The sequence below is a fragment of the Thalassotalea agariperforans genome, from assembly GCF_053470345.1.
Genome location: NZ_JBQMWH010000009.1, coordinates 123,514 through 145,112, shown reverse-complemented (window position 1 = coordinate 145,112; position 21,599 = coordinate 123,514). Strand labels below are relative to the sequence as shown.

Sequence of the window (21,599 nt, the reverse complement as noted above, 5' to 3'; positions counted from 1 at the left end):
AGAATTGTAAAATTGATATACTCTCAAGTATGCTTTTTAACCGTTTAAACTTTTTCATAACTACAATATAAGAGATAAAAGTGAATATACATCTGAGTAAAAACTTATTGGCCTTGAGCCTAATGGCGTTTATGCCTCTTACCTATGGGGCAGATCTTTACGTTAGTAAAACGGGTAACGATAACAATAATGGCACCTTAGCTAGCCCTTATTTAACGCTGACAAAAGCAGCACAAATAGCTACTGCGGGTGACGTTGTTCATATTCGTCAAGGTACTTATCATGAAACGTTAACACCTAGCCACTCTGGAGAAGAAAACTCACCTATCACCTTCCAATCTTATCAAGATGAAAAAGTGATCATTAGCGCTATGGAGACGGTTAATAACTGGTCGTTAACTGAAAATAATATTTACGTTGCTGACGTTACATGGGATTTAGGGCAAAACAATTTTGTTATGCAAAACACTACCGCAATGGATTTAGCCCGCTGGCCTAATAATACTGACGGCGATCCGTTCACGCAAAACACGTTAAGAAACTCAGGTGGTAGTGGGCCTGATGTCGACTTTGACGCTTACCTTGAGTATAGCGCGGGTATTCCAGACGGAGATTGGTCAAAAGGTGGTTCTCTTTATTTTTATGGCGATAAACCAGGCTCAGGCTGGACCACTTGGCGTGCATTTATCACTAGTAATACCGGTACTCGGGTTACTTTTGATCTAGATAAAAACCCAACGTGGATCAGAACATTCCATGCCCCAGCTGACAAGGGAGACTTTTTTCTACAAGGTATCAAAGAAGCGCTAGATTACCAAAATGAATGGTTTTTTGATGCAGACAGTAGCAAGCTTTATGTTCAGTTACCTGAAGGTGCTATGCCGGCAAGCAATCAAATCCAAATGAGAAAACGCCAAACAGCGATTAATTTAGCTGGTCGAAATTACATTCAAATTAAAAACCTAGCGGTATTCGGGGGTTCCATTGAACTGACTAATGGCGCATCAAATAACTATATCTATGGCTTAACCAGCCTATATGGTAATTACACCTTAGGTGTTGTGCGTGGTTTTAATTCCGGCAGCCAAAGTATTAACATTTCTGGCGCTAACAATATTATTGAAAAAAGCGAAATTGGTTTTGGCTCAGGCACCGGTATTTATGATGCTGGCACAAATACTCAAATTTTAAATTCATATATTCATGACTTTAACTATTTAGGCGATTACGACGCTATTATCAATGCTCGCGGAGGTAACGGCACAAAAGCTATTGGTAATACCATCACTCGCGCAGGCCGTGATGCCATTCAATCAGTAAACAAAAATGCAGAATATGCCTACAACGATATTTCATACAGTAACTTAATCGCTGATGATTGCGGTTTGTTTTATACCGTTGGCGGACCAAGCAATAGTGTTATCCATCACAACTGGCTACACGACGCTTATTCAAGTGGTAGCAAGAAAAAAGCTACTGGTATTTATTTAGATAACGACTCGGAGGGTTATGACGTTCACCATAACGTGATATGGAATACTGAGTGGTCAAATATTCAAATCAACTGGAATGGCAAAGATTTAAATATTTACAACAATACTTTATGGAATGGCTCAGAAACCATGGGCGCTTGGCACAAAGAAGGCACCGCATTTTCCAATGTTAATGTGTGGAACAACATTTCAGATAAAAACTCTTGGGAGCCGCAAGCGGACAAACAAAATAACTTAACCTTAACTTCATCAACCTTTGTTGATTTTCAAAATAAGGACTTTAGGCTCGCACAAAACTCAACCGCGATAGATCAAGGTCGAGTAATTGTTGATATTACCAGTGATGTTACTGATGAAAAGCCCGATGTCGGTGCCTATGAGCGCGGTGGTAATAATGCTGACTGGGTTGCGGGAATTGATTGGGAAAGAAAATTAGGGCCAACAGGTAATGGCTGTTATGGCCTACCCGGTGAAGATTGTATTGATTTACCAACAGAAGTACCAAGTGTGTCGCTTTCTTCTAACGTCACCGTTGATGAAGGTGACTCAATCACTGTAGTAGCAACACTTTCAGCCAATGCGATAGTTTACCCTGTTAGTATTCCATACACAGTAAGTGGTAGTACAAATAACGATGACCATAACGCTGTTGCTGGTACAATAACAATAACCTCAGGGCTAGAAAAAAGTCTCTTAATAGCAATAAACACGGATGATTTAATTGAAGCTGACGAAACACTAGTACTTACATTAGGCACACCTATTAATGCTAATTTAGGCAATAAAGACACCATAACTATTACCATTAATGATACAACGCCGGCACCTGAACCAACCCCAGAGCCGACACCTGAACCTGAACCAACACCTACCCCAAACACCGAAAATAGCGGCGGTGGTTCCAGTTATTGGCTGGTGATAATTGCCATGATTGGGTTATGGCGTAAAAGAAATAATAAAGCGTCTGAAATTATCTAACTAGGGTCGGTTGATCTTTGCTGATTCATTTAAATGCCAGTCCGTATCGCCGACTGGCATTGGTTATTTAACGATTAAAACCTTAGCGCCACAACAATTCATGCTTCACGTTAGCCTTCAAACCTAGCTTCTATTAAACCGACACTTTCTGGTAATTGATAAATAAACAAGTTACCGGCTTGTGGTTGTGCTAACAGCTCGGTTTCAGTTAATCCAACCCGAGCACTAGTAACAAACATCAAATCTAAATTTTCGCCACCAAACGCTACGCAAGTAGCACGAGTGGCTGGTACTTTAATTTTTCCTAACACTTCGCCATGCGGCGAGTAACAAACAACCTGACTACCGTCCCATTGGGCATTCCAAACATTGCCATACTTATCAACGGTGGAACCGTCTGGGAAAATATTTTCCGGTGTTTGGCTAAACAGGCTTTTATCACTTAATTGACCAGTTTTAGGATCTGAATGATATCTCCAAATGGTTCGTGTAGGAGAATCGGCATGATACATCACAGTACCGTCAGGAGACCAACACAAACCATTAGCAACTCGAATATTATCAAGCCGTTCGATAGACTCACCAGCAGAGTTAATTTGATAAAGTTTAGCTAATGCTGGCGCATTTTCTTCATCTTCCATCATGGTGCCAGGCCAAAATCGACCAAAGCGGTCAATTCTACCATCATTAAATCGGCTACCTTCAGCAAGTGTCGGCTTAACTAACCAACTAACTTCACCACTTACCGGGGTAAAATAAGCAATACCAGAGGCAAAAGCGACGATCAACTTTTCACTGTTTTGAACGAAGCCAAAACAACCGACTCGCTCAGGTGTTGGATAAACAGACAAAACCTGATCAATCAAAGAATATTGAAAAATTTTACAACCTTGAATATCTGTCCACCAAACAGATTGTTTAAGCTCATCCCAAAGTACCCCTTCGCCTAGAATATTTTCTACTTCAACGGTAGTAAGTAACTTAGCACTGATTATTTTTGTCATGTTATTATTAAGCTTTTAAATTTCAATAAAAGCTAAGTATATATAAACCTTCAATATATTACAGACCCTAGTCATTAAATCACGGATTCAGCACTAACATTTATTTTTCATCAGATAAAAAAATAGCAGCACCTCAACATGTGAAGTACTGCTATTAACAGGGAGAAGTTAACTTATTTCATTTCTAAAACAAGCTGCTGTGGCTCAAAACCTTTTGCTTTGGCTGTAATAGTTACTTGGCCTTTCGCTTTTGTTGATTGAATAATTGCTAACGCGCGACCTTGATCTGTCGTCAACTCATTTGACTGAAAATCTTGTACGTTTGCTGACGCGCCATTATCAACACCTAAGAGTTTTGCTGGGCCATCAATATCAAAAGTAACATGCATATTTTCGGTTTTAATCGCACGCCCTGCTTTGTCATGTAATTGCACAATTAAATGCGCCACATCATAAGCATCAGCAGTTAGCTCCGTTTTATCCGTTGTTAAGGTAAAGCCGGTAGGTTTAGTGGTAGTGGCTAACACAACTTCTTGTTCCTGCCCTTTAAAACCTGCTTTTGCCGTTAACGTGCCGGCTTCAAATGGTACAACCCAGCGCATAATACGATTACCGGTTTCAGACATACTGCGATAACCTAACGAGCGTCCATTTAACAACAGCTCTACGGTGGCATGGTTTGAAGCAACCTCAACTAGCACTTTCTCACCTTTTTGGTAATTCCAGTGCATGTTTGAATTACGCCATCTGTAACTTCCTTGGTTTTCAGGTTTAGCTAAACCTGAAAACTCATCTTGAACAAAACCGGAAGTTGCCAATGGTAAAGTACCAATAGAAAGGTGCGGCTCGTTTACCCAAATACTCTTATAATAATTCCAGCCTTGTACTTTAAAACCAGCTAAATTTAGCATATCACCCCAGCCACTTTTCTCTGGCCATTTGTTGTGATATTCACCCATGTAGTCAATACCTGTCCACATGAAAATACTGAACACACCCGGGTGCTCTAATACTTGTTTCCAGTCGTCCCATGTGCCTGGGTTTTCATTAATGGTAATTATTTTATCGGGGAAATGAGTTTGCGCCCATGGAATGGTGACATTGCGATAACTAAAGCCAAGAATATCAACAGCGTCAGCATAACCGGTCACTAAACTGGTTTGAGGAATAATTAAGTTGGTGGTAACGGGCCTGGTTGTATCTAACTCACGAGTCCAATCAGCTAATTTCTTCGCCGTTTCATGTAGTTTATATTCACCTTTTTCAGAAGCATCGTAGCGTTCTTTTAACTCTTCAGGGGTAAATTTAGGTGCCCCGCCCCAAAAGTTATTATTATCTTCTTCTGGTTTTTCTGGGTCCCAATAGCCTGTTACGTAACGATAATTTAAATAAGTCCATTCAATTTCGTTACCAATACTCCACTGAACAACACTAGGGTGATTTCTGTCACGTAACATAGTGCGCGTTAAATCACTTTTTGCCCATTTTTGAAAGTGCTCAGTATAACCGCGAGAAATATAATCGCTGTGACGATCATTCTTGTTTAAACGCTTATCTTTTGGATAGTCAAATTCATCAAAAAATTCGTTTTGAACCAATAAACCAATTTCATCACACAAGTCTAAAAACTCTTGTGAATATGGATTATGCGCAACTCGAACAGCATTAACACCACCTGCTTTTAACGTTAACAAGCGACGCTTCCAAACGCCTTTTGGTACAGCCGCGCCAACTAGCCCGCCGTCGTGATGCAGACTCACCCCTTTCATAAAGGTTGGCTTGCCATTTAACATAAAGCCTTTTTTCGCTTCAAATTTTATGTCTCGAATACCAAAACGTGTTTCGTACTGGTCAACAATTTTGTCATCTTGTTTAATAGTGGTGATTGCTGTGTATAAATTTGGATTTTCAGTATCCCAAAGCTTAGGCGCTTTTACTGTCATGGTATGAGCAAGCGTTTTTTCACTATTTCCGCTTAAACGTACTTTTTCACTATCGTGCGCTACCGCTAAACCAGTATTGTCAATAATGCGCGTTTCTAAATGAAAGCTTGACCGTTTTTTACCGGTATTATTAACTTGAATTTGAACATTTACTTTCGCTTGTTCATCAGAAACTTCAGGCGTGGTAACAAAAGTCCCCCAAATTGGAATATGTAATTTATCTACCGTCACTAACTTAACGTTTCGGTAAATACCACTGCCGGTATACCAACGGCTATCAACATAACGAGAATGATCAACATGCACAGTTAACACATTATCACTACCATCAGTTTTTAATTTATCGGTTAAATCCCAATAAACAGGCGAATAACCATAAGGGTTTTCACCTAATTCATGACCATTTAGCCAGAATGTAGCATTGTTATAAACACCGTCGAATAATACATAAACATTTTGCTTTGACGGATCAATTTCAGTTTTAAAGTGTTTTTGATAAATACCAACACCGCCAGGCAAATAACCGGTTGCGCCTTCTAGTGATTCATCAAATGAAGCTTCAACACTCCAGTCATGAGGTAATCGAACATCTCGCCACTGACTATCGTTTAATGGCAATTCAGTTGGTAAGCTGGTGCTATCAACAAGGGTAAACTTCCAATCAAAGTTAAAATCAACTTCACGTTGTAACTTTTCGGCTTGCACACCAGTTGAAAACAATAGGCTAAGTAAAATAAGCCTGAATGCTTTGATCATTTTCACAATTAACTCCACAAATTTTATAAATGTTATTTACGCGAATTTAAAACTTAAAACAAACAAGTCCCGCTATTTAACAAGCTAACACCGCATAATATTGTCAACAAAAACAAATGAAATATGAATTATATATAAATATCAATTTCTATATAGAAAAATCGAGTGTTTATTTTAATTCAAAACCCATCCACTAAATGTTGTTCAACTTAACACATAATGTCAACATTTAACAAAAATAACAAAGATTTTTTATCATCGACATTTATTTAATAAGTGTGTAAAAAGCAAAAAAGAAGTTAATTTGGTTGATTTTCAATAGAACATATTTGAAATTTCTAGGATGCACTTCGAAAATTTATATCAAAAATAAATTTGCGAGGTATTTATTAAGTGAATGCAAGATATACTTGATTAGATACATAGTTAAATTATTTCAGCCAATAAAAGGGCTATATACGTTAACCTTTCCTTTATTAGATTATCTAATATTTAAACCTCAGCCCCTGTTTTAGCTCATTAACTCTAATTAAAACCAGTCTTCATTTTCTTCAAATACTTGAATAACTTTCTGTTTTAATTGGTTTATATTTATATCTTTTTCGGAATAACAGATTAAGTAAACAGGATAAGAAAACTGAGGTGAGTTAGGTGTTAACTCTAATAAACCTTGCTCTAAATATTTATTAATAACACGAGTACGAAAATACCCATTCCCACCTGATTTAAGAATAACTTGTAAAGCCGCAGGTCCTAAACTGATTGATATATTACTTCTTGCGAGATCTGGTAATGCCATATTGTGGAGTTTTTTAAACTCATCTCCCCAATCAATAAATATGTAAGGTTCTGTTTTTCTTTTATGTTGTACACGTACAAGTTTTTCATCCAATAAATGCTCTACCACAATATGAGAGCTATATTCAGGTTGATGAACTAATGCAACATCTAGTGCCCCCGAACGTACCTTTTCGCATAACTGTTTGTTATCACCAATCTCTAGTGATAAAGAGAAATCTGGATTATTTTCCTTTATATGTAGTAACCATTTAGCAGCAATAGGATTCCATAACGTTAAATCAACACCAATAGCTAAACTATCCATCAAAGTATCAGGTAGAGGTAAATCTCTTTTTGCTGCGTGCCAGGTTTGCACAAGTTGAGTTGCGTATGATTTAAAGTGTTCGCCATGATGAGTAAGTTTTGCACCGCTTTTATTGCGAATAAATAACGAACATTGTAATTCACTTTCTAAAGCCTTTATACGTGCTGTGATCGTAGTTTGTGTAACATTAAGTGCATCAGCGGCAGCGCCAAAAGTACCTAAATCACAAATAGAAAGAAAAGTTTTAGCGGCTAAGTAATCCATACACCCTCATTTGTATCAATAAAACAAATAATAAAAGCAAATATTATTCATTATACATAACTTATTTTATTGATGTAACATTTGCGCTCCAAATTAGTGCAAAGGGCACATTTTTGTGCAACTCACCAAAATCTACATCATGAGGATAATCAAATGAAAACGCCATCTGCATCAAATCTACTGCGTTTAGCTAATATATCAATGTTGGTTACCGCTTTTGTCACATTAACTGCAATATCATTAGTTTATGGCATAGAAGATAAATTAACATTGGTACAGCAAATTGCAGGTCATATCACGATAATGATCATGCCCGCGCTATTTAAACTATCTTACGTACTTAGGTTGGTTAGTCTTAAAGCTCTTGGGTTAGAAGAATGATAACAGCGAATTTTTTTAAAGAACTAAAGCTATACTTAGGCATTCCTATTTCTGCTTATTCGCGAAAAGAAATTCTACTAGGCTCAATTACTGCCTTAATAGCTACCTTATCAGTTATTTACTTTTCTCAATTATTACTTAGTTATCTAAACATTGCGCCTCTCGTGTCTAGTAATATTTATGTATTGGTTTCAATAGCCGCTACTTCAGTTCTTGTATTTGTTGTGCCACACGGTAGCCTATCTCAGCCATGGCAGGTTTTAGGGGGTAACTTATCTAGCGCACTCATTGGGGTATTATGCTGGAAATACTTAAACGAACATTTAATTATTGCTGCTGCTTTATCTGTATCTTTATCTATTTTGGTGATGTCTTACTTACGCTGTGTGCACCCACCAGGAGGAGCAACAGCGTTAGGAGCTTTAATGGGAGGTGAGGCTATTCACAATTTAGGGTTTAGCTATATATTTGTACCCACCTTATTAAATTGCATAATCATTATTTTGTCTGCAATTGTACTGAATTACCCTTTTCGGTGGCGACGGTACCCTGCACACCTCCATTTTAAAAATAACTTAACAGCAAAAGTATCACCCGGCGATAGAGAAAATGAGATAACGCTAGAAGATTTTTTAAAGGCGGTAAACGAACATGACTCCTATATCGATATTACTAATGAAGGCTGGATTGAAATATTTGAAAACGCTAAATGTCACGCGGAATCAGATAATGAGCACCCTAATGACATTGCATTAGGCAACAAATACAGTAACGGTAAAATTGGTAAAAAATGGGAGATCAGGCAGGTATCCGCTATCGAAAATCAATATATTGTTAGGTTTAATATTGTTGCCGGTATTAATACGGGCTTATCTGGTTATTGTAGTATTAGCGACTTTTTAAACTGGTCAAAATTTGAAGTAAGTCAAAACACGCTTGGGGTTTGGGTTAGAACAAACACGTACAGCCAAGTCTAATACCAATCCGTAAGTGATCGCTTAGAGAGAATTTATACGGTATGGTATAACGATAAATAAGCAATGAAGTGCTTTATTTTCAGCACTTCATAACTTAACAAACAATCACTTAATTAAATAAATTTATAAATTTTGATGAGGACCAAATACCTCGTAATGAATACGTGATTCACATACCCCTAATTCAATTAAATGGCCTTTAGCAAACTGCATAAAGCTAACAGGCCCACATAAATAGAAGTTTGCCCTAACTAACGGTAATTCGACCTTGTTAAAATCAATTAAGCCATAATGCGTATTGGCTTTTGAACTTTTTTCTGTGTTATACCAAGTATGATATTGCCAGTTATTTTCATCACAAAGTAATTTTGTACGTTGTTCAAACGAATGTTCAGATGCGCTTTCACACGCATGAAGAAAATATAGCGGGTATTGATATTTTTCTTCTGCTAATTTTTCAAGCATCGCTTGCATCGGCGTAATACCAACACCTGCTGATATTAAAACTATAGGTGATGAGCGATCAACAAAGAAAAAATCACCCGCAGGGGCATGTAAATCGACTAAATCGCCTTCTTTTAAATTGTCATGTAAATGATTAGACATCAACCCGTTATGTAAACCACTTTCTCGTTTAACTGAAATACGATAACTTTTTCCATTAGGTTTATCTGAAAGTGAGTACTGCCTAATTTCAACATAATCGCTATGTTCAGGTGTTAATTCAATGCCAATGTATTGACCTACTTGATAATTGATCACTGGTTGTTGATCAATCGGTTCAAAAACAAAGCTAGTAACTAATGCCGACTCTTGATGTTTTTCAACCAAGCAAAAAGCGCGTTTACCACGCCAGCCGCCATTTGCATTTTCTCGCTCGCTATAAAGCTGCTCTTCTCTATTAATAAATACATTCGCTAACACACCATAAGCAGCAGTCCAAGCAGACTCAACTTGTGCAGTAAATTGCTGCGGTAACAGCTCTCGTAAAGTTTCGATTAGGTGTAAACCAACCACATCATAATGCTCTGGCTTTATCTGAAAACTCGTGTGTTTATGAGCAATTCGCTCAACGGCATGTTTTAAGACCACAAGATTATCAATATTTTTTGCATACGCCAAAATAGCTTCAAACAACGCTGTTTTTTGACGACCTGTTTTTTGATTGCTCATATTGAAAATATGCTTCAACTCCGGATTATGTGTAAATAATCGATTATAAAAATGTTCGGTAATTGCCGTACCACCAGCTTCTAATAAGGGGATCGTACTTTTCACGGTTGCAATATGGGATGTTGTTAGCATTAAATGCTCCTTTATAATTAATTGATAATATGCCTGAGATAAAAAGAAGAAATGCTCAGTGTTCTGTGATAGAGCTAAAAATGTAATTACAAGAGTTAAGCCAACAATACTTTTTGACTAATTATCAATAAGATAAGAGAAATCATCAGAAGAAAAAATACAACAACGTGTCCATTTGACCTACAAATTAAAAGTGTCATTTTGACTCTTAGGTGTCTATTTGACATAATTCATATTCCATTTATGCATTGGAACATTAATGAACGACATATCTTCGACAGCCCTAATTGAACTTTCATTAAATTTAACGAAATCCCTTACAAGTAAATATCGATTTGATGACCTAATATCCACCATCAGAAAAACAATTATTTGCGAAGCAGTAACGATGTTAGCGGTTAAAGGTGATTATTTAGTACCTTTAGCATTACAAGGATTAAGCAAAGACACATTAGGCAGAAGGTTTAATATTAAAGAGCACCCTCGTTTAGAAAAAATATGTCAGTCAAAAAAATTTGTTCGTTTCCCAAGCGACAGCGATTTACCTGATCCTTTTGACGGGTTATTAATTTCGCATGATGGTGATTTACCTATTCACGCATGTATGGGATTACCTTTGCATTTTAATGATCAATTGATCGGCTTATTAACTTTAGACAGTTTAACACCAGGAAATTTTGATAATATCCCTGAACGAACATTAGAGTTAATCACGGCAATGGCTTCTGTTAGTTTAAATACAGCACTCACCTTGGAAAAATTAGAACTTAATATTTATCATTCACAACAAGTAGTTACTGCGTTAAGCCAACCTAATGTTGTAGTTGAACAAAATGAATTAATTGGTCAAAGTGAAAAAATATTACACTTAAAGAAAGAAATCACTTTAGTTGCATCCTCACAATATAATGTACTAATTCAAGGCGAAAGTGGCTCAGGAAAAGAAATCGTTGCTCATGAAATCCATCAACAGTCTGATCGAAATGCTGCACCAATCATTTATGTAAACTGCGCTGCATTACCTGATAATTTAATTGAAAGTGAATTATTTGGTCATGTTAAAGGCGCATTCACTGGCGCCGACAAAAACAGAGAAGGAAAGTTTGTTATTGCTGATGGTGGTACATTATTTTTAGATGAAGTAGGAGAGCTTCCTCTAACCGCGCAAAGTAAATTATTAAGAGCGATACAAAGCAATGAAATTCAGGCCGTTGGACAAGATAAAACCATTACTGTTAATGTGCGAATTATTGCTGCCACTAACCGTGATCTGCAATTAGAAGTAAAAAAAGGCAATTTTCGTGCTGATTTATTTCATCGATTAAATGTTTATCCAATCAATGTACCACCACTGAGAGAGCGCGAGGGTGATGTTGCTTTGTTAACTGGTTTTTTTATTGAAAAAATAAAACGTAAACTCGGCATTAAACAGTTAAAAACTACGCCCGATGTTATTCAATACTTGTCTAAATACCATTGGCCAGGGAATGTTCGTGAGTTAGAACATTTACTTAGCCGAGCCGCTTTAAAAGCGTTTTCTAAACAAAAACAGAAACGAATAGTAACGCTAAGTATCAACGATTGTGATGAACTTCATACAGATCTTGCGGCTCCTGATTTACAGGGGAAAGATATAGAAAATGAGATTAATGAACTTACCGCCAACAACCAACATATAAATTTAAGGCAAGCTGTTGATGACTTTCAGAAAAATATAATAACTTCAGCGCTAGTGGCAAATAACAACAATTGGAGCGCAACTGCAAAATATTTAACCCTTGATCGAGCTAACTTAATTCGCTTGGCTAAACGGCTAAATATTTATATAACAAAAGTTATTAAATAACTTAAACTCGAGAAAATAACTTGCTTTCCAGCAGCTGTTATCCTTATTAAAGTGTTAAATTTAATTGCGATACATTTCCGGGTATGAGGAAGCTATAGCAATGTTTAGCTCAAAGCGAACTCGCTATTGCCGCTTAAATTTATCTTGTAATAGGCAAAGCATCAAAAATATTTGTATTACATTTATTAGCTAATTTTTTATTCCGAACACAGGTTAAATATAATTAAAAGTATACTTTTGTGGATCTTAGAACTTAGTTCTGGTGAGAAAGTGTGGGCTTAAAAAGAATAAGCCCACAATTTAACTTTATTACTTTATTGCTCAATACTAATACTGTGCTTACCAGCTAGGTAAACTTGAGCTTCTTTACCCGGTAAAATAACTTTCGCACTGGTGTTATTCGGCACAGTAAATTGCCATTTAATTGATTTACCATCCCTTTTCCAATTGCTTTCTATTTTACCGTAACCCGTTTTGTAACTTGCCTCAGCCCAGTCTAAATCGACCGGAAATACGGGTTTCAACTGAAAATGTTGATAACCTGGATTATCGCCTAAAGGTCTGATCCCGCCAATCCCTTCGTAGAACCAGCCGTCATAACCACTATGGAATGGATGGTTTAACGAACGGCCATGTGGGTTTTTACGCTCTGGATCAAGTTCAGGGTCATATACACCTTTACGCTCCCATAAAGTTGTAGCTTTTAATGTTTCAAATTGAAACTTATAGCCAGGATAACCTTCTGCTGTAAAGATTCGATATGCTGTGTCGCCATAACCATAGTCGCTTAAGGCTAAATAAACGTAAGTTTGACCTAACGCACCAATTGAACCATGGCCATTCCATTTTTCAACAACATCTTTGTTTAAAGCATCTGCGACAGATTGACGTTTATCTTCTGGCGCTATACCAAAGCGTAATGCTAATGCATCGGCTGTTTGACTACCGTAATGACCAGTTTCCGCATCATAAAATTCTTTATTAAATTGCTCGCTAATGCGTTGGTATAATTTGGTAAAATGCTCAACTTTTTCAGGTTTATCTAACAAGCCTGATATTTTTGCCATTAAATCTGCGCCGTGCGCTAAAAATGCAGAGCTAGTAATAGTTGGCGTTGTATATTCAGGATTACAACGTTTTCTGCCCATACCCGGTTTTAATACCGGATCACACCAGTCACCATAACCCATTCTTAATAATGAATTATCTAATTTAGACTCTGCCGAGCGCATAAACTTAAGCATGCTTGAATACTGATCGGCTAACACTTGGATATCACCATGATGACGGTAATGCTCCCAAGCGATGATCACTTCAGCTACCGCCCAATCATAATTACCACCATGCGTACGCTTACCTGGCACAATTGCAGGTGCAACATAAGTTGCCGTTTGAAAATCTCCTAGGTATTTTTCCCAGAAGTTTTGCATATTATAGTTATAGTTACCCGTGATCAGCGCAGCATGGGCATCACCTGTCCAACCCGCACGTTCACGGATTGGACAATCCATAGGTACAGCCATTAGGTTACCTTCGTAACTCCATAACGCCATATCATGAACACGATTAACTAATTGATTTGAACTTTTAAATTGACCGGCAATTTCAACTGAGCTACGAACGAGGTGGCCTTTAACAACATCCAGTGCCGGCTCAAAATCGATACCGGTTAATTCTAAATACTGGAAACCGTGCCAAGTAAAGGTCGGTGTCCATTCGTCACTGTCGTCATTTGACGCAATATAAGTATCTGCTTGCTTAAGTAATGGTGCACCGCCACCTGATTTTTGGCTTAAATTACCGTAAATGTCTGCCCATTCACCATAACGTAAATGAATTGCTTGCCCTGGTTTTAAGCCTAATTTTTTAAGGTTAACCGTAGGGACGCCAGTAAAGTTTTGGCCAAAATCAAACACCCATACATTTTTTCTTGGCTGATATAATTTAACCGGCTTTAATTCTTTAACTGCTTTAATTGCCGGTAATAATTGGGGCTCTAATACTTTAGTTGGCCATTCTTCTAACACTTCTACCGGTTGCCAAGCTGACACATTAATTTTATTCGTTGCTGAACTATTTAAATTCCAGCCTTTTACAGCTTGATTCGCATCATATAACTCACCAGAAAACAGACCTTCTTTTAAAATAGGTGATGGGTGGCTTAACCAGTCCTGATTAGATGTCACTAATTGGGTTGAGCCGTCTTGATACACTAGCTCTAACTGAGCAATAAACTTAGGCTGACCGTAAGATAAGGTCTTTTTAACTTTTTTAGTTGATTTTTGATCTGGGTTGTTCCAACGGCTAAAAGCAATATTTTCGTCATACCAACCGCTACCTAAATGAACAGCAATGGTATTTTGGCCTGATGCGAGTAAATCAGTGACAATATCTGTGTTATATAAAATTCGCTTATCATAGTCGGTTTGACCCGGATCCATTAATCTGTCGTCAACCCTTTTACCATTAATATAGATTTCATAATAACCGGCCGCTGTACTATGCAATTTAGCACGAACTAATTGGTTTTCAGTTTTAGTACGGAACTCGTGTCTAAACAAACTGGCAGTAGGTTGTTGTTTTAATTGTTCAACTACACCCAATTGCGTTTGGTGTTTACCTTTAGATAGTTTTTCTGTGATATTTGGATGAACACCTGCTGCATTCATCATCCAATCTAAAGTTTGCTCTGTTTCTTGTGCAACTACTCTGTTTTTTACTTGCAACCATTGAGCTTGCCAGTCTGTTTTATTGACCAGCCCCATTTCCCATGAACTTAAAGCACTCCATGCTGTTGGCTGCTCTTCACCGACAGCCCAAACTCTAACCTGCCAAACCGCTTTTTGGTTTGCGGCTAAAGCTTTGCCTTGATAAGGAATATTTAACGACACTTCACTATTTACTTTGCCACTGTCCCAAAGATCAATGTCTTGATTTTTTAACAATTCAACTGTGCTGGCCACTTGAATTTGATAAGCAAATTGTTGTTTAACGTTTGCGTGCCAAGAAAATCTTGGCGCGCTGTTATGCACATTTAACGGTGTTGGATTACCCTCAACCAATAAATTGTTAGGTGCTAGAGTATCAGTTTCAAGTTTTTGTAACTCGCCACTCGTACATGCTGACAACATGATTATCAGCATGAATTGAAAGATGTTTTTTATCATTATAGTTCCCATTGTAAATAGATATTATTATGAACACTTGGTCGACAATTATTTAATAACGAAACAATATGACTTAACGAGATTAAAAATTAATTGTTATGACTACTTATGACTGACAATAATAAAGAATTTACACAAAAGTTACTAGATGTTTTAAACGCCAGAACGGCGCTTTTAGATTTCAAATACTCTAGGGTCTGTTAATCTTTGTTTATATTTTCAGCAATAGGCTATTTTAAGTGATAGCAAAGCATAATGAAGGTTGTTTGCTTATTCCAAATGCGTGAATTCCAAATGAGTGAAATTCTAATGCAGCTAGCGCAAAAAATAGCCATTGCCCTGTGGGCTGAGGCTAAAATCGCTTTACTCGGCGTTAAAAATTATTGGTTTAGATGACTAAACGACATAATTTCTGCCTTGATTAAAACGATTTTATCTCTCAGCTGAATTATTAAACAAAGATAAATAGACCCTAGGGATAAGATTAATCAAGCGTTGAGTTGTAATTACTTAGGCATAGACCAAATAGCTTTAATATCTAATAAACCACTATCAACAATATTTGAGTCGAGATCGGTGCGATTAAAACTAGAAGCAGAAAAAATTAACTCGAAATTTTTGTTCGGCATGTTTTCTGCCTGAAAGTGTTGAGTAAACTCAGCGGATGTCAAACGTGGAAGACGAGTTAAATATTTAGCCATTTGAATGACTGAGGCATCAGAAAAGCCCGCAAAAATGTAAAAATAATTACCACTTGGCCCAGAAAACTGAGCAAAACTACCATAGTCTGTATATTCCTGTTGTAAATTGCCCGTCACCGTATACACACGCTCTAAACGTCTGTGTTTAAGCGATGATGGCTGAGGAATGTTTTCAAAATTAGATCCTTGTAAATATGCATCTAATAACCCTAATGATTTGTATAAACCTATATAGACAATATTGTAATCACGAAGATCAGTGGCAGTTAACTCTGAGGCTAATCGAAGTGTTGCCGGAGAACTTTCAGTAAATAAAGGTAGAATATGCTGCAAGGCAAAAACACTATTTTTAAGTAAAAATGCACTATTAGCTTTGTTTATCGTCGCTCTTTTACCTGGAAAACGATGTAAATACGATTCAAATTCTTCATCTGAATTAATACTAAATTCACGTACTGCTCTAAGGATATTTGTTTGAGGATCAACCTCAGTTAACATAAACAAATCACCAATAACAATTAACGTCGACTTTCCATTAGCAAATAGTGGCTGCCATAGCGCATGTTCTCGAACTGTTTGTTTTTGAATTTCATCCGAACTAATTGGCAAACGAGGCTGAGGTTGCAAATTACTAGATAAAAAATAATAACCAATAAAAATGACGTTAAACAAAACAGATAACATAATGGCAATTCTAACAAAAGCAGCACTTGTAACCTTTTTGTTATTATTGATGGGCATGAGTTCTTGTTTAACTACCCAATTAAGCTCTAAACCATAACCACCTGCGGGAATGGTAATTTGAAAAGTTTCATTCGCTCCCTCGTTTTGATAGTAAGTTTCAAGTTTTTTTCTTAAATTTGATACATAAACACGAATTGATGCATCTTCTGCGGGGTTAAAGTCGGCCGCTTTATTCAGGGCTTCAGTCGCAATTTCAAATTCTTTCGGCGCTTTAGCTGAGCCCTCAGCACCTAACGATTGTAGGTAGTAATTCACTAAAAAATTAAGCAATTTACAATTAATTTTTGAACGCGCAAAAGCTTTACTATTTTTAATTCTGTCTAGCTGTTCAATGATGGCAGTTTTGTTAGGTAAATCAGCTAAATCTTGTGAATTATTCATGTTATATAACAGTTAAATTAACTGCCCAAGTTACGGTTAAATATCAGTTTTTACTTATTATTTCTTAAAAGCACGGTAATCTTTATCTGGTTTGTAAAATGACGAACATTAAACCAAAACCAGCAGCAAGGTAATAATTTTTCCTACCTTGTTATTAACAAGCTAGTGTATTGAATTTCACTAACCATTAATAGTTTTAAGAGTAAATAATGATTTTAAAATACTCGTTAAGTAATATTCTCGCCCTGTTACTAACATTCACCTTGTGTGGAGTTTTTTCAGCCAACGCCTCTGCGATCCAAAAAGGAAAGTTGGCTTTTCAAAAAAATTGTAATGCATGTCACTCACTTGACAAATTTAATACCGGTCCTTCACTCGTTTACATAAGAGATAACTACCCAACTGAAAAAGAGGATGCTTTTATATCTTGGGTTCAATCACCGGGTAAGATAAATCCTGACACCATACAAATGCCTCCTATGGGACATTTAAGCAAAGAAACCATCACTGAAATCCATAACTATATACTCACCGTCAGTCAGCATGTCAAAGAACAGCAAAACAAACCGAAATTTCCCCCATTCAAGCCTCCCGCAAAACCGTTTCCCTACGTTAAACGAGGCGTTTTACCGTTTACAAACCCAGCTTCCATTGTCGTAAGCTTAACACCTCAATTGTCTGTTGTTTGGGACAGTTATATCGGCAAGGTACGTTACGCTTATCCCACTCACGCTAACTTTAACGGTGAAAAAAAACGAGAAGAAAATAAGCAACAAATTTTGTATTTAGAGAATGATGGCTCAGGATTTTCTTTTGCCCAAAATAAACCAATCCTTTTCAAAGGATACGAGTTGATCAATGGCGCACCAAAGTTTCAATACCAAGTTGGAGATATAAAAGTTATCGAACAGATCACTCTTGGTGCTACTTCAAATAGCTTTAAGCGTAATTTCCAGATCAAGGGACTCGCCGATAAAAACAAAAAAATCACGCTCGATTTATCCCATCAAACCTTGAATAACTCACCAAGCAAAATTTTTGTAAGCAAGGGCAAATTGATCAACAGCACATTGCATTTAACAGCTAAAGACGCCGCCAATTTTAGTATCGAGGTAAGATTACTATGAAATTATTTATCAGCCTTTTCACTTTACTTATAACATTACTTGTATTCACCCAAGGCGAAATTCAAGCAAAAGAGAGCAATTGGTTAGACTATTACGATATTGAACGAGTTGATTACCCAAAAACAATTGATCCTCAAATCAGTGGTTTGAGTGCATTAAAAGACGGCAGAATTGCACTTACCACAATTAGTGGAGATGTCGTTCTGTATCATCCCAAAAAGCAAACTTGGCAAACCTTTGCGACAGGTTTACACCAACCTTTAGGCATAGTACAGGAAAGTGAAAACACATTTGTCGTTATGCAAATGCCCGAGCTTACCCGACTTATTGATAAAAATAACGATGGTAAAGCGGATCTTTATCAAACTGTTTACAGTGATTTTGGTATGACGGGTAACTATCACGAATTTGCTTTTGGTCCAGCCGTTGACAGCAAAGGCAATTATTACATTTCACTTAACGTAGCTTCTAATTTTAACGGCATAAATCAATATATCCGTGGCCAATACAGTGATATGTGCCCACCAGAAAACAAAATGCGTCAGTGGCATGACTTTAAACAATGGTTAGACGGCTTTAGAAAAAATGTCACTCGTATGTTTTCTTGTGTTCCTTATCGTGGTTGGATATTAAAAATATCGCCTGACGGCTCTGCTGAACCTTTTGCTTCAGGCTTTCGTTCACCCGCTGGAATCTATATTGATCCGCAAGACAAACTTTGGGTCACAGATAATCAAGGCGATTGGATTGGCACGAGTCCACTCCATCAAATTAATCAAGGTGACTTTGCTGGCCACCCCGCCTCATTACATTGGCAGAAAAACTGGAAAATTAAACATCAAGATGTCACCGCCAAAGACTTAATTAATATCCGTAAACCGGCTGCCGCCTTATTTCCACAAGGTGAACTAGCTAATTCGCCAACTCAGCCCTTAGCAACGGTTAAACCTGAATTATTTGGCTTACCTGAAGGTGAATTAATCATTGGTGATATGAATATTAATAACCTTATTCGTTTTTTGCCTGATCCCCAAACAGGTCTAATGCAAGGCACATTAATACCGTTTATTAGTGGTGATGAACTTGGCATAGGTAATTTCAGATTAGACTTTTCACCGGAAGGAGATTTGTGGGTAGGTAAAGTGCATCTTGGTTGGGCCGGTGATGAAGGCTTGCTGAAAATCAGTAAAAAAACAAACGATATATTCATCGTCAACAAAGTAATACTGCTCTCTGATGGCTTCGAAATAAGTTTTAATCAACCACTTAGCCAATTACCAGAAACAATAAACATTACCAAACACCGTTATCATTACCACGCTAACTATGGTTCTGAAAAGGCCGATCTACAAAAAATACAAGCTCAAGATCTGAATTTAATTAACAACAAAACGCTGAAGGTCTCAGTTCCTAAGTTAACCGCTGGTTATCTTTATACCATTGATTTACCAAACGTAACTGACAAAAATAATAACCCTCTTATGGGGCATGTACTGAGATATAACCTTAATAAGTTACCTTAAAAATCCCAAATGAGAACGAAAAACATCATGACAAATAATAACAAATCACATTTTAAAACAACCCTTGCCTTAACAGGGCTGATATTAACGACGAGTACATATGCTAATAACATTGATCCAAAATTAACTGAAGTATGGGAGCCTATCCCTAAAAAAATCGACACAAAACCAATACCTTCCGATGCCATTCCCTTGCTACAACAAGCAAGTGATGTTGACAGATATTGGCAACATACTAATGGTAAGCCAGTTAAATGGAGCTACGAAAACAACAGCCTAACAGTGAAACCCAAAACCGGCTCAATAATCACTAAACAAAGCTTTTGTGACATGCAATTGCATTTAGAGTGGCGTTCTCCAAAACCAAGTGAGCGCCGTAAGGACGCCCCTAGGCACGCCAATAGTGGCATTAAAATACAAGAGCGTTATGAGGTACAAATACTAGACACTTATAACACAAAAATATACGTAAATGGTCAAGCTGGCTCTATTTACAAACAAGCCGCTCCGCTAGTTGACGCTATATCACCTAGTGGCGAATGGAACAGTTACGACATAATTTTTCGTGCACCAAAATTTAATAATACCGGTGAGTTAACTAAACCCGCAAATATTACCGTATTACATAATGGTGTCTTGATCCAAGACCACTTTGAAATACAAGGCACCACAATGTACAAAGGAAAAGCGGAGTATTTCAACGCCCATGGTTGCAAACCAATATTATTACAAGATCACAATGGTGAGATTAGTTTCAGAAATATTTGGGTTAGAGAGATTTAATTAACCTTAGCTAAAACAACCAGTATACAGGCGATAATTTTTCCCAAAAAATAATATTTATAAATAATTATTTGCTTTCATATTTAAAATTAATTACAGTTAACAAAACACAATATTGTAATAGATAAATATGTTAAAAATGAAAGTTAGTAAGTTTACAAAAAAATTATCACCTGCTTTGGTAGTACTCGGGCTAAGTTCAATTACCAGTGCAGTTAGCGCTGCTCCTTATTTTCAAACAGGACAAGATCCTAAACCAGCAAATACCACCTGGCATTCTGTCGCTAATTTGTCGGATGAATTTAACGGTGATAAATTAGATTTAAACAAGTGGCAGGCTGAGCCAGTGGGCAACGGTTGGATGTGGATTGGACGACCGCCCGGCTTATTCGATACTTCAGCTATTAATGTAGCAAACGGAAAATTACAAGTTACTGTCTCGAAGCTGCCCTCTCCTCGAGTGATCAAAGGCAAAGAGTTTTTGTACCAAGGTGCGATTGTTCGTTCCATTAACCCTGGTCAAGCAGGTTGGTATTATGAAACCAGAATGAAAGCTAACCAAAGCGAAATGTCTTCTACCTTTTGGTTAATGTCTAAAAACTCAGACTGTACTACAAAGCATGAATTAGATATTCAAGAAAACGTTGGTCGGGTTACAGCCAATGCCGAAAAGTGGGCAAAAGACTTCGATCATATTTTTCACTCAAATGCGTTTCACCGTTCAACTTCCTGTCAAAAACGTATTCAAAAAGAAAATAGCATTACATTAAACGAAAAAAACTCGTCCCGTTATTTTGTTTACGGTGCGTGGTGGAAATCGCCTAACGAAGTACGTTTTTATCTTGACGGTAAATACGCTTATAGCATTACTCCTCCCACTGACTTTAATGTCTCAATGTGGATCCAAATGGCAATTGAAACTTATGACTGGAATCCAGTACCTGAAGATGGCGGCTTAATTGCGAGCGGTACTTGGGATGAACGCACTACACAGTACGATTGGGTGAGAGTGTGGAAGCTTGAAGACACAAGCAAATAACTTTAATCTTGAAAAACATAAACTCGTTAATTCGAATGTTAACGAGTTTATGTACCATGCAACCCAGAAATTTTCCACTTTC

General features: G+C 37.2%; 15 protein-coding genes. 9 read left to right on the top strand and 6 right to left on the bottom strand.

Annotation, left to right across the window (positions count from 1 at the left end):
- Window positions 1-80: 80 nt before the first annotated feature.
- Entirely contained in the window at window positions 81-2,471 is a 2,391-nt protein-coding gene (locus ACSLUO_RS12645) for a right-handed parallel beta-helix repeat-containing protein (RefSeq protein WP_448248944.1), read from the top strand.
- Between the two features lie 110 nt (window positions 2,472-2,581).
- On the opposite strand, the gene ACSLUO_RS12640 is transcribed toward ACSLUO_RS12645, so the two are convergent.
- From ACSLUO_RS12640 to ACSLUO_RS12630, 3 genes are all read right to left on the bottom strand, one after another.
- Window positions 2,582-3,475 (bottom strand): SMP-30/gluconolactonase/LRE family protein, encoded by an 894-nt coding sequence (locus tag ACSLUO_RS12640; protein ID WP_448248943.1) that lies wholly within the window; start codon window positions 3,473-3,475, stop codon window positions 2,582-2,584.
- Window positions 3,476-3,648: 173 nt separating this feature from the next.
- Entirely contained in the window at window positions 3,649-6,174 is a 2,526-nt protein-coding gene (locus ACSLUO_RS12635) for a glycoside hydrolase family 2 TIM barrel-domain containing protein (protein WP_448248963.1), read from the bottom strand.
- 529 nt (window positions 6,175-6,703) lie between these two features.
- On the bottom strand, window positions 6,704-7,543 hold the full coding sequence (locus ACSLUO_RS12630; RefSeq protein ID WP_448248942.1) for a LysR family transcriptional regulator: 840 nt from the start codon (window positions 7,541-7,543) through the stop codon (window positions 6,704-6,706).
- A 153-nt stretch (window positions 7,544-7,696) separates the two neighbouring features.
- Between ACSLUO_RS12630 and ACSLUO_RS12625 the strand changes: the two genes are divergently transcribed.
- Both ACSLUO_RS12625 and ACSLUO_RS12620 read left to right on the top strand, forming a co-directional pair.
- Window positions 7,697-7,924, top strand: coding sequence for a hypothetical protein (locus ACSLUO_RS12625; RefSeq protein ID WP_448248941.1), 228 nt, complete (start codon window positions 7,697-7,699; stop codon window positions 7,922-7,924).
- A complete protein-coding gene (locus tag ACSLUO_RS12620) occupies window positions 7,921-8,901 on the top strand; it encodes an HPP family protein (RefSeq protein ID WP_448248940.1) in 981 nt (326 codons plus the stop codon). Before ACSLUO_RS12625 ends, ACSLUO_RS12620 begins: the two co-directional genes overlap by 4 nt.
- A gap of 123 nt (window positions 8,902-9,024) precedes the next feature.
- Here ACSLUO_RS12620 and hmpA read toward each other — a convergent pair whose 3' ends face one another.
- Window positions 9,025-10,206: an NO-inducible flavohemoprotein gene (hmpA, locus tag ACSLUO_RS12615; protein WP_448248939.1), complete on the bottom strand. Its 1,182-nt coding sequence runs from the start codon at window positions 10,204-10,206 to the stop codon at window positions 9,025-9,027.
- Window positions 10,207-10,465: 259 nt separating this feature from the next.
- Here hmpA and norR point away from each other — a divergent pair, with 259 nt between their 5' ends.
- Window positions 10,466-12,052: a nitric oxide reductase transcriptional regulator NorR gene (norR, locus tag ACSLUO_RS12610; protein WP_448248937.1), complete on the top strand. Its 1,587-nt coding sequence runs from the start codon at window positions 10,466-10,468 to the stop codon at window positions 12,050-12,052.
- 314 nt (window positions 12,053-12,366) lie between these two features.
- Here norR and ACSLUO_RS12605 read toward each other — a convergent pair whose 3' ends face one another.
- Entirely contained in the window at window positions 12,367-15,219 is a 2,853-nt protein-coding gene (locus ACSLUO_RS12605) for a family 78 glycoside hydrolase catalytic domain (RefSeq protein WP_448248936.1), read from the bottom strand.
- A gap of 255 nt (window positions 15,220-15,474) precedes the next feature.
- Between ACSLUO_RS12605 and ACSLUO_RS12600 the strand changes: the two genes are divergently transcribed.
- Complete coding sequence (locus ACSLUO_RS12600) at window positions 15,475-15,615, top strand: hypothetical protein (RefSeq protein WP_448248935.1); 141 nt, start codon at window positions 15,475-15,477, stop codon at window positions 15,613-15,615.
- Between the two features lie 110 nt (window positions 15,616-15,725).
- On the opposite strand, the gene ACSLUO_RS12595 is transcribed toward ACSLUO_RS12600, so the two are convergent.
- A complete protein-coding gene (locus tag ACSLUO_RS12595; protein WP_448248934.1) occupies window positions 15,726-17,045 on the bottom strand; it encodes a helix-turn-helix domain-containing protein in 1,320 nt (439 codons plus the stop codon).
- A 209-nt stretch (window positions 17,046-17,254) separates the two neighbouring features.
- Between ACSLUO_RS12595 and ACSLUO_RS12590 the strand changes: the two genes are divergently transcribed.
- From ACSLUO_RS12590 to ACSLUO_RS12575, 4 genes are all read left to right on the top strand, one after another.
- Entirely contained in the window at window positions 17,255-18,172 is a 918-nt protein-coding gene (locus tag ACSLUO_RS12590) for a c-type cytochrome (protein ID WP_448248933.1), read from the top strand.
- A complete protein-coding gene (locus ACSLUO_RS12585) occupies window positions 18,169-19,695 on the top strand; it encodes a PQQ-dependent sugar dehydrogenase family protein (protein ID WP_448248932.1) in 1,527 nt (508 codons plus the stop codon). The genes ACSLUO_RS12590 and ACSLUO_RS12585 overlap by 4 nt, the downstream gene beginning before the upstream one ends.
- Before the next feature lie 27 nt (window positions 19,696-19,722).
- Window positions 19,723-20,478, top strand: a complete 756-nt coding sequence (locus tag ACSLUO_RS12580) for a 3-keto-disaccharide hydrolase (RefSeq protein ID WP_448248931.1) — start codon at window positions 19,723-19,725, stop codon at window positions 20,476-20,478.
- Window positions 20,479-20,617: 139 nt separating this feature from the next.
- Window positions 20,618-21,517, top strand: coding sequence for a LamG domain-containing protein (locus ACSLUO_RS12575; protein WP_448248930.1), 900 nt, complete (start codon window positions 20,618-20,620; stop codon window positions 21,515-21,517).
- The last annotated feature ends 82 nt before the right edge of the window (window positions 21,518-21,599 follow it).

Coding starts and splice junctions, on each gene's coding strand:
- ACSLUO_RS12640 (WP_448248943.1), bottom strand. CDS start 3,475: ATGACAAAAATAATCAGTGCTAAGTTACTTACTACCGTTGAAGTAGAA.
- ACSLUO_RS12635 (WP_448248963.1), bottom strand. CDS start 6,174: ATGATCAAAGCATTCAGGCTTATTTTACTTAGCCTATTGTTTTCAACT.
- ACSLUO_RS12630 (WP_448248942.1), bottom strand. CDS start 7,543: ATGGATTACTTAGCCGCTAAAACTTTTCTTTCTATTTGTGATTTAGGT.
- ACSLUO_RS12625 (WP_448248941.1), top strand. CDS start 7,697: ATGAAAACGCCATCTGCATCAAATCTACTGCGTTTAGCTAATATATCA.
- ACSLUO_RS12620 (WP_448248940.1), top strand. CDS start 7,921: ATGATAACAGCGAATTTTTTTAAAGAACTAAAGCTATACTTAGGCATT.
- hmpA (WP_448248939.1), bottom strand. CDS start 10,206: ATGCTAACAACATCCCATATTGCAACCGTGAAAAGTACGATCCCCTTA.
- norR (WP_448248937.1), top strand. CDS start 10,466: ATGAACGACATATCTTCGACAGCCCTAATTGAACTTTCATTAAATTTA.
- ACSLUO_RS12605 (WP_448248936.1), bottom strand. CDS start 15,219: ATGATAAAAAACATCTTTCAATTCATGCTGATAATCATGTTGTCAGCA.
- ACSLUO_RS12600 (WP_448248935.1), top strand. CDS start 15,475: ATGAAGGTTGTTTGCTTATTCCAAATGCGTGAATTCCAAATGAGTGAA.
- ACSLUO_RS12595 (WP_448248934.1), bottom strand. CDS start 17,045: ATGAATAATTCACAAGATTTAGCTGATTTACCTAACAAAACTGCCATC.
- ACSLUO_RS12590 (WP_448248933.1), top strand. CDS start 17,255: ATGATTTTAAAATACTCGTTAAGTAATATTCTCGCCCTGTTACTAACA.
- ACSLUO_RS12585 (WP_448248932.1), top strand. CDS start 18,169: ATGAAATTATTTATCAGCCTTTTCACTTTACTTATAACATTACTTGTA.
- ACSLUO_RS12580 (WP_448248931.1), top strand. CDS start 19,723: ATGACAAATAATAACAAATCACATTTTAAAACAACCCTTGCCTTAACA.
- ACSLUO_RS12575 (WP_448248930.1), top strand. CDS start 20,618: ATGAAAGTTAGTAAGTTTACAAAAAAATTATCACCTGCTTTGGTAGTA.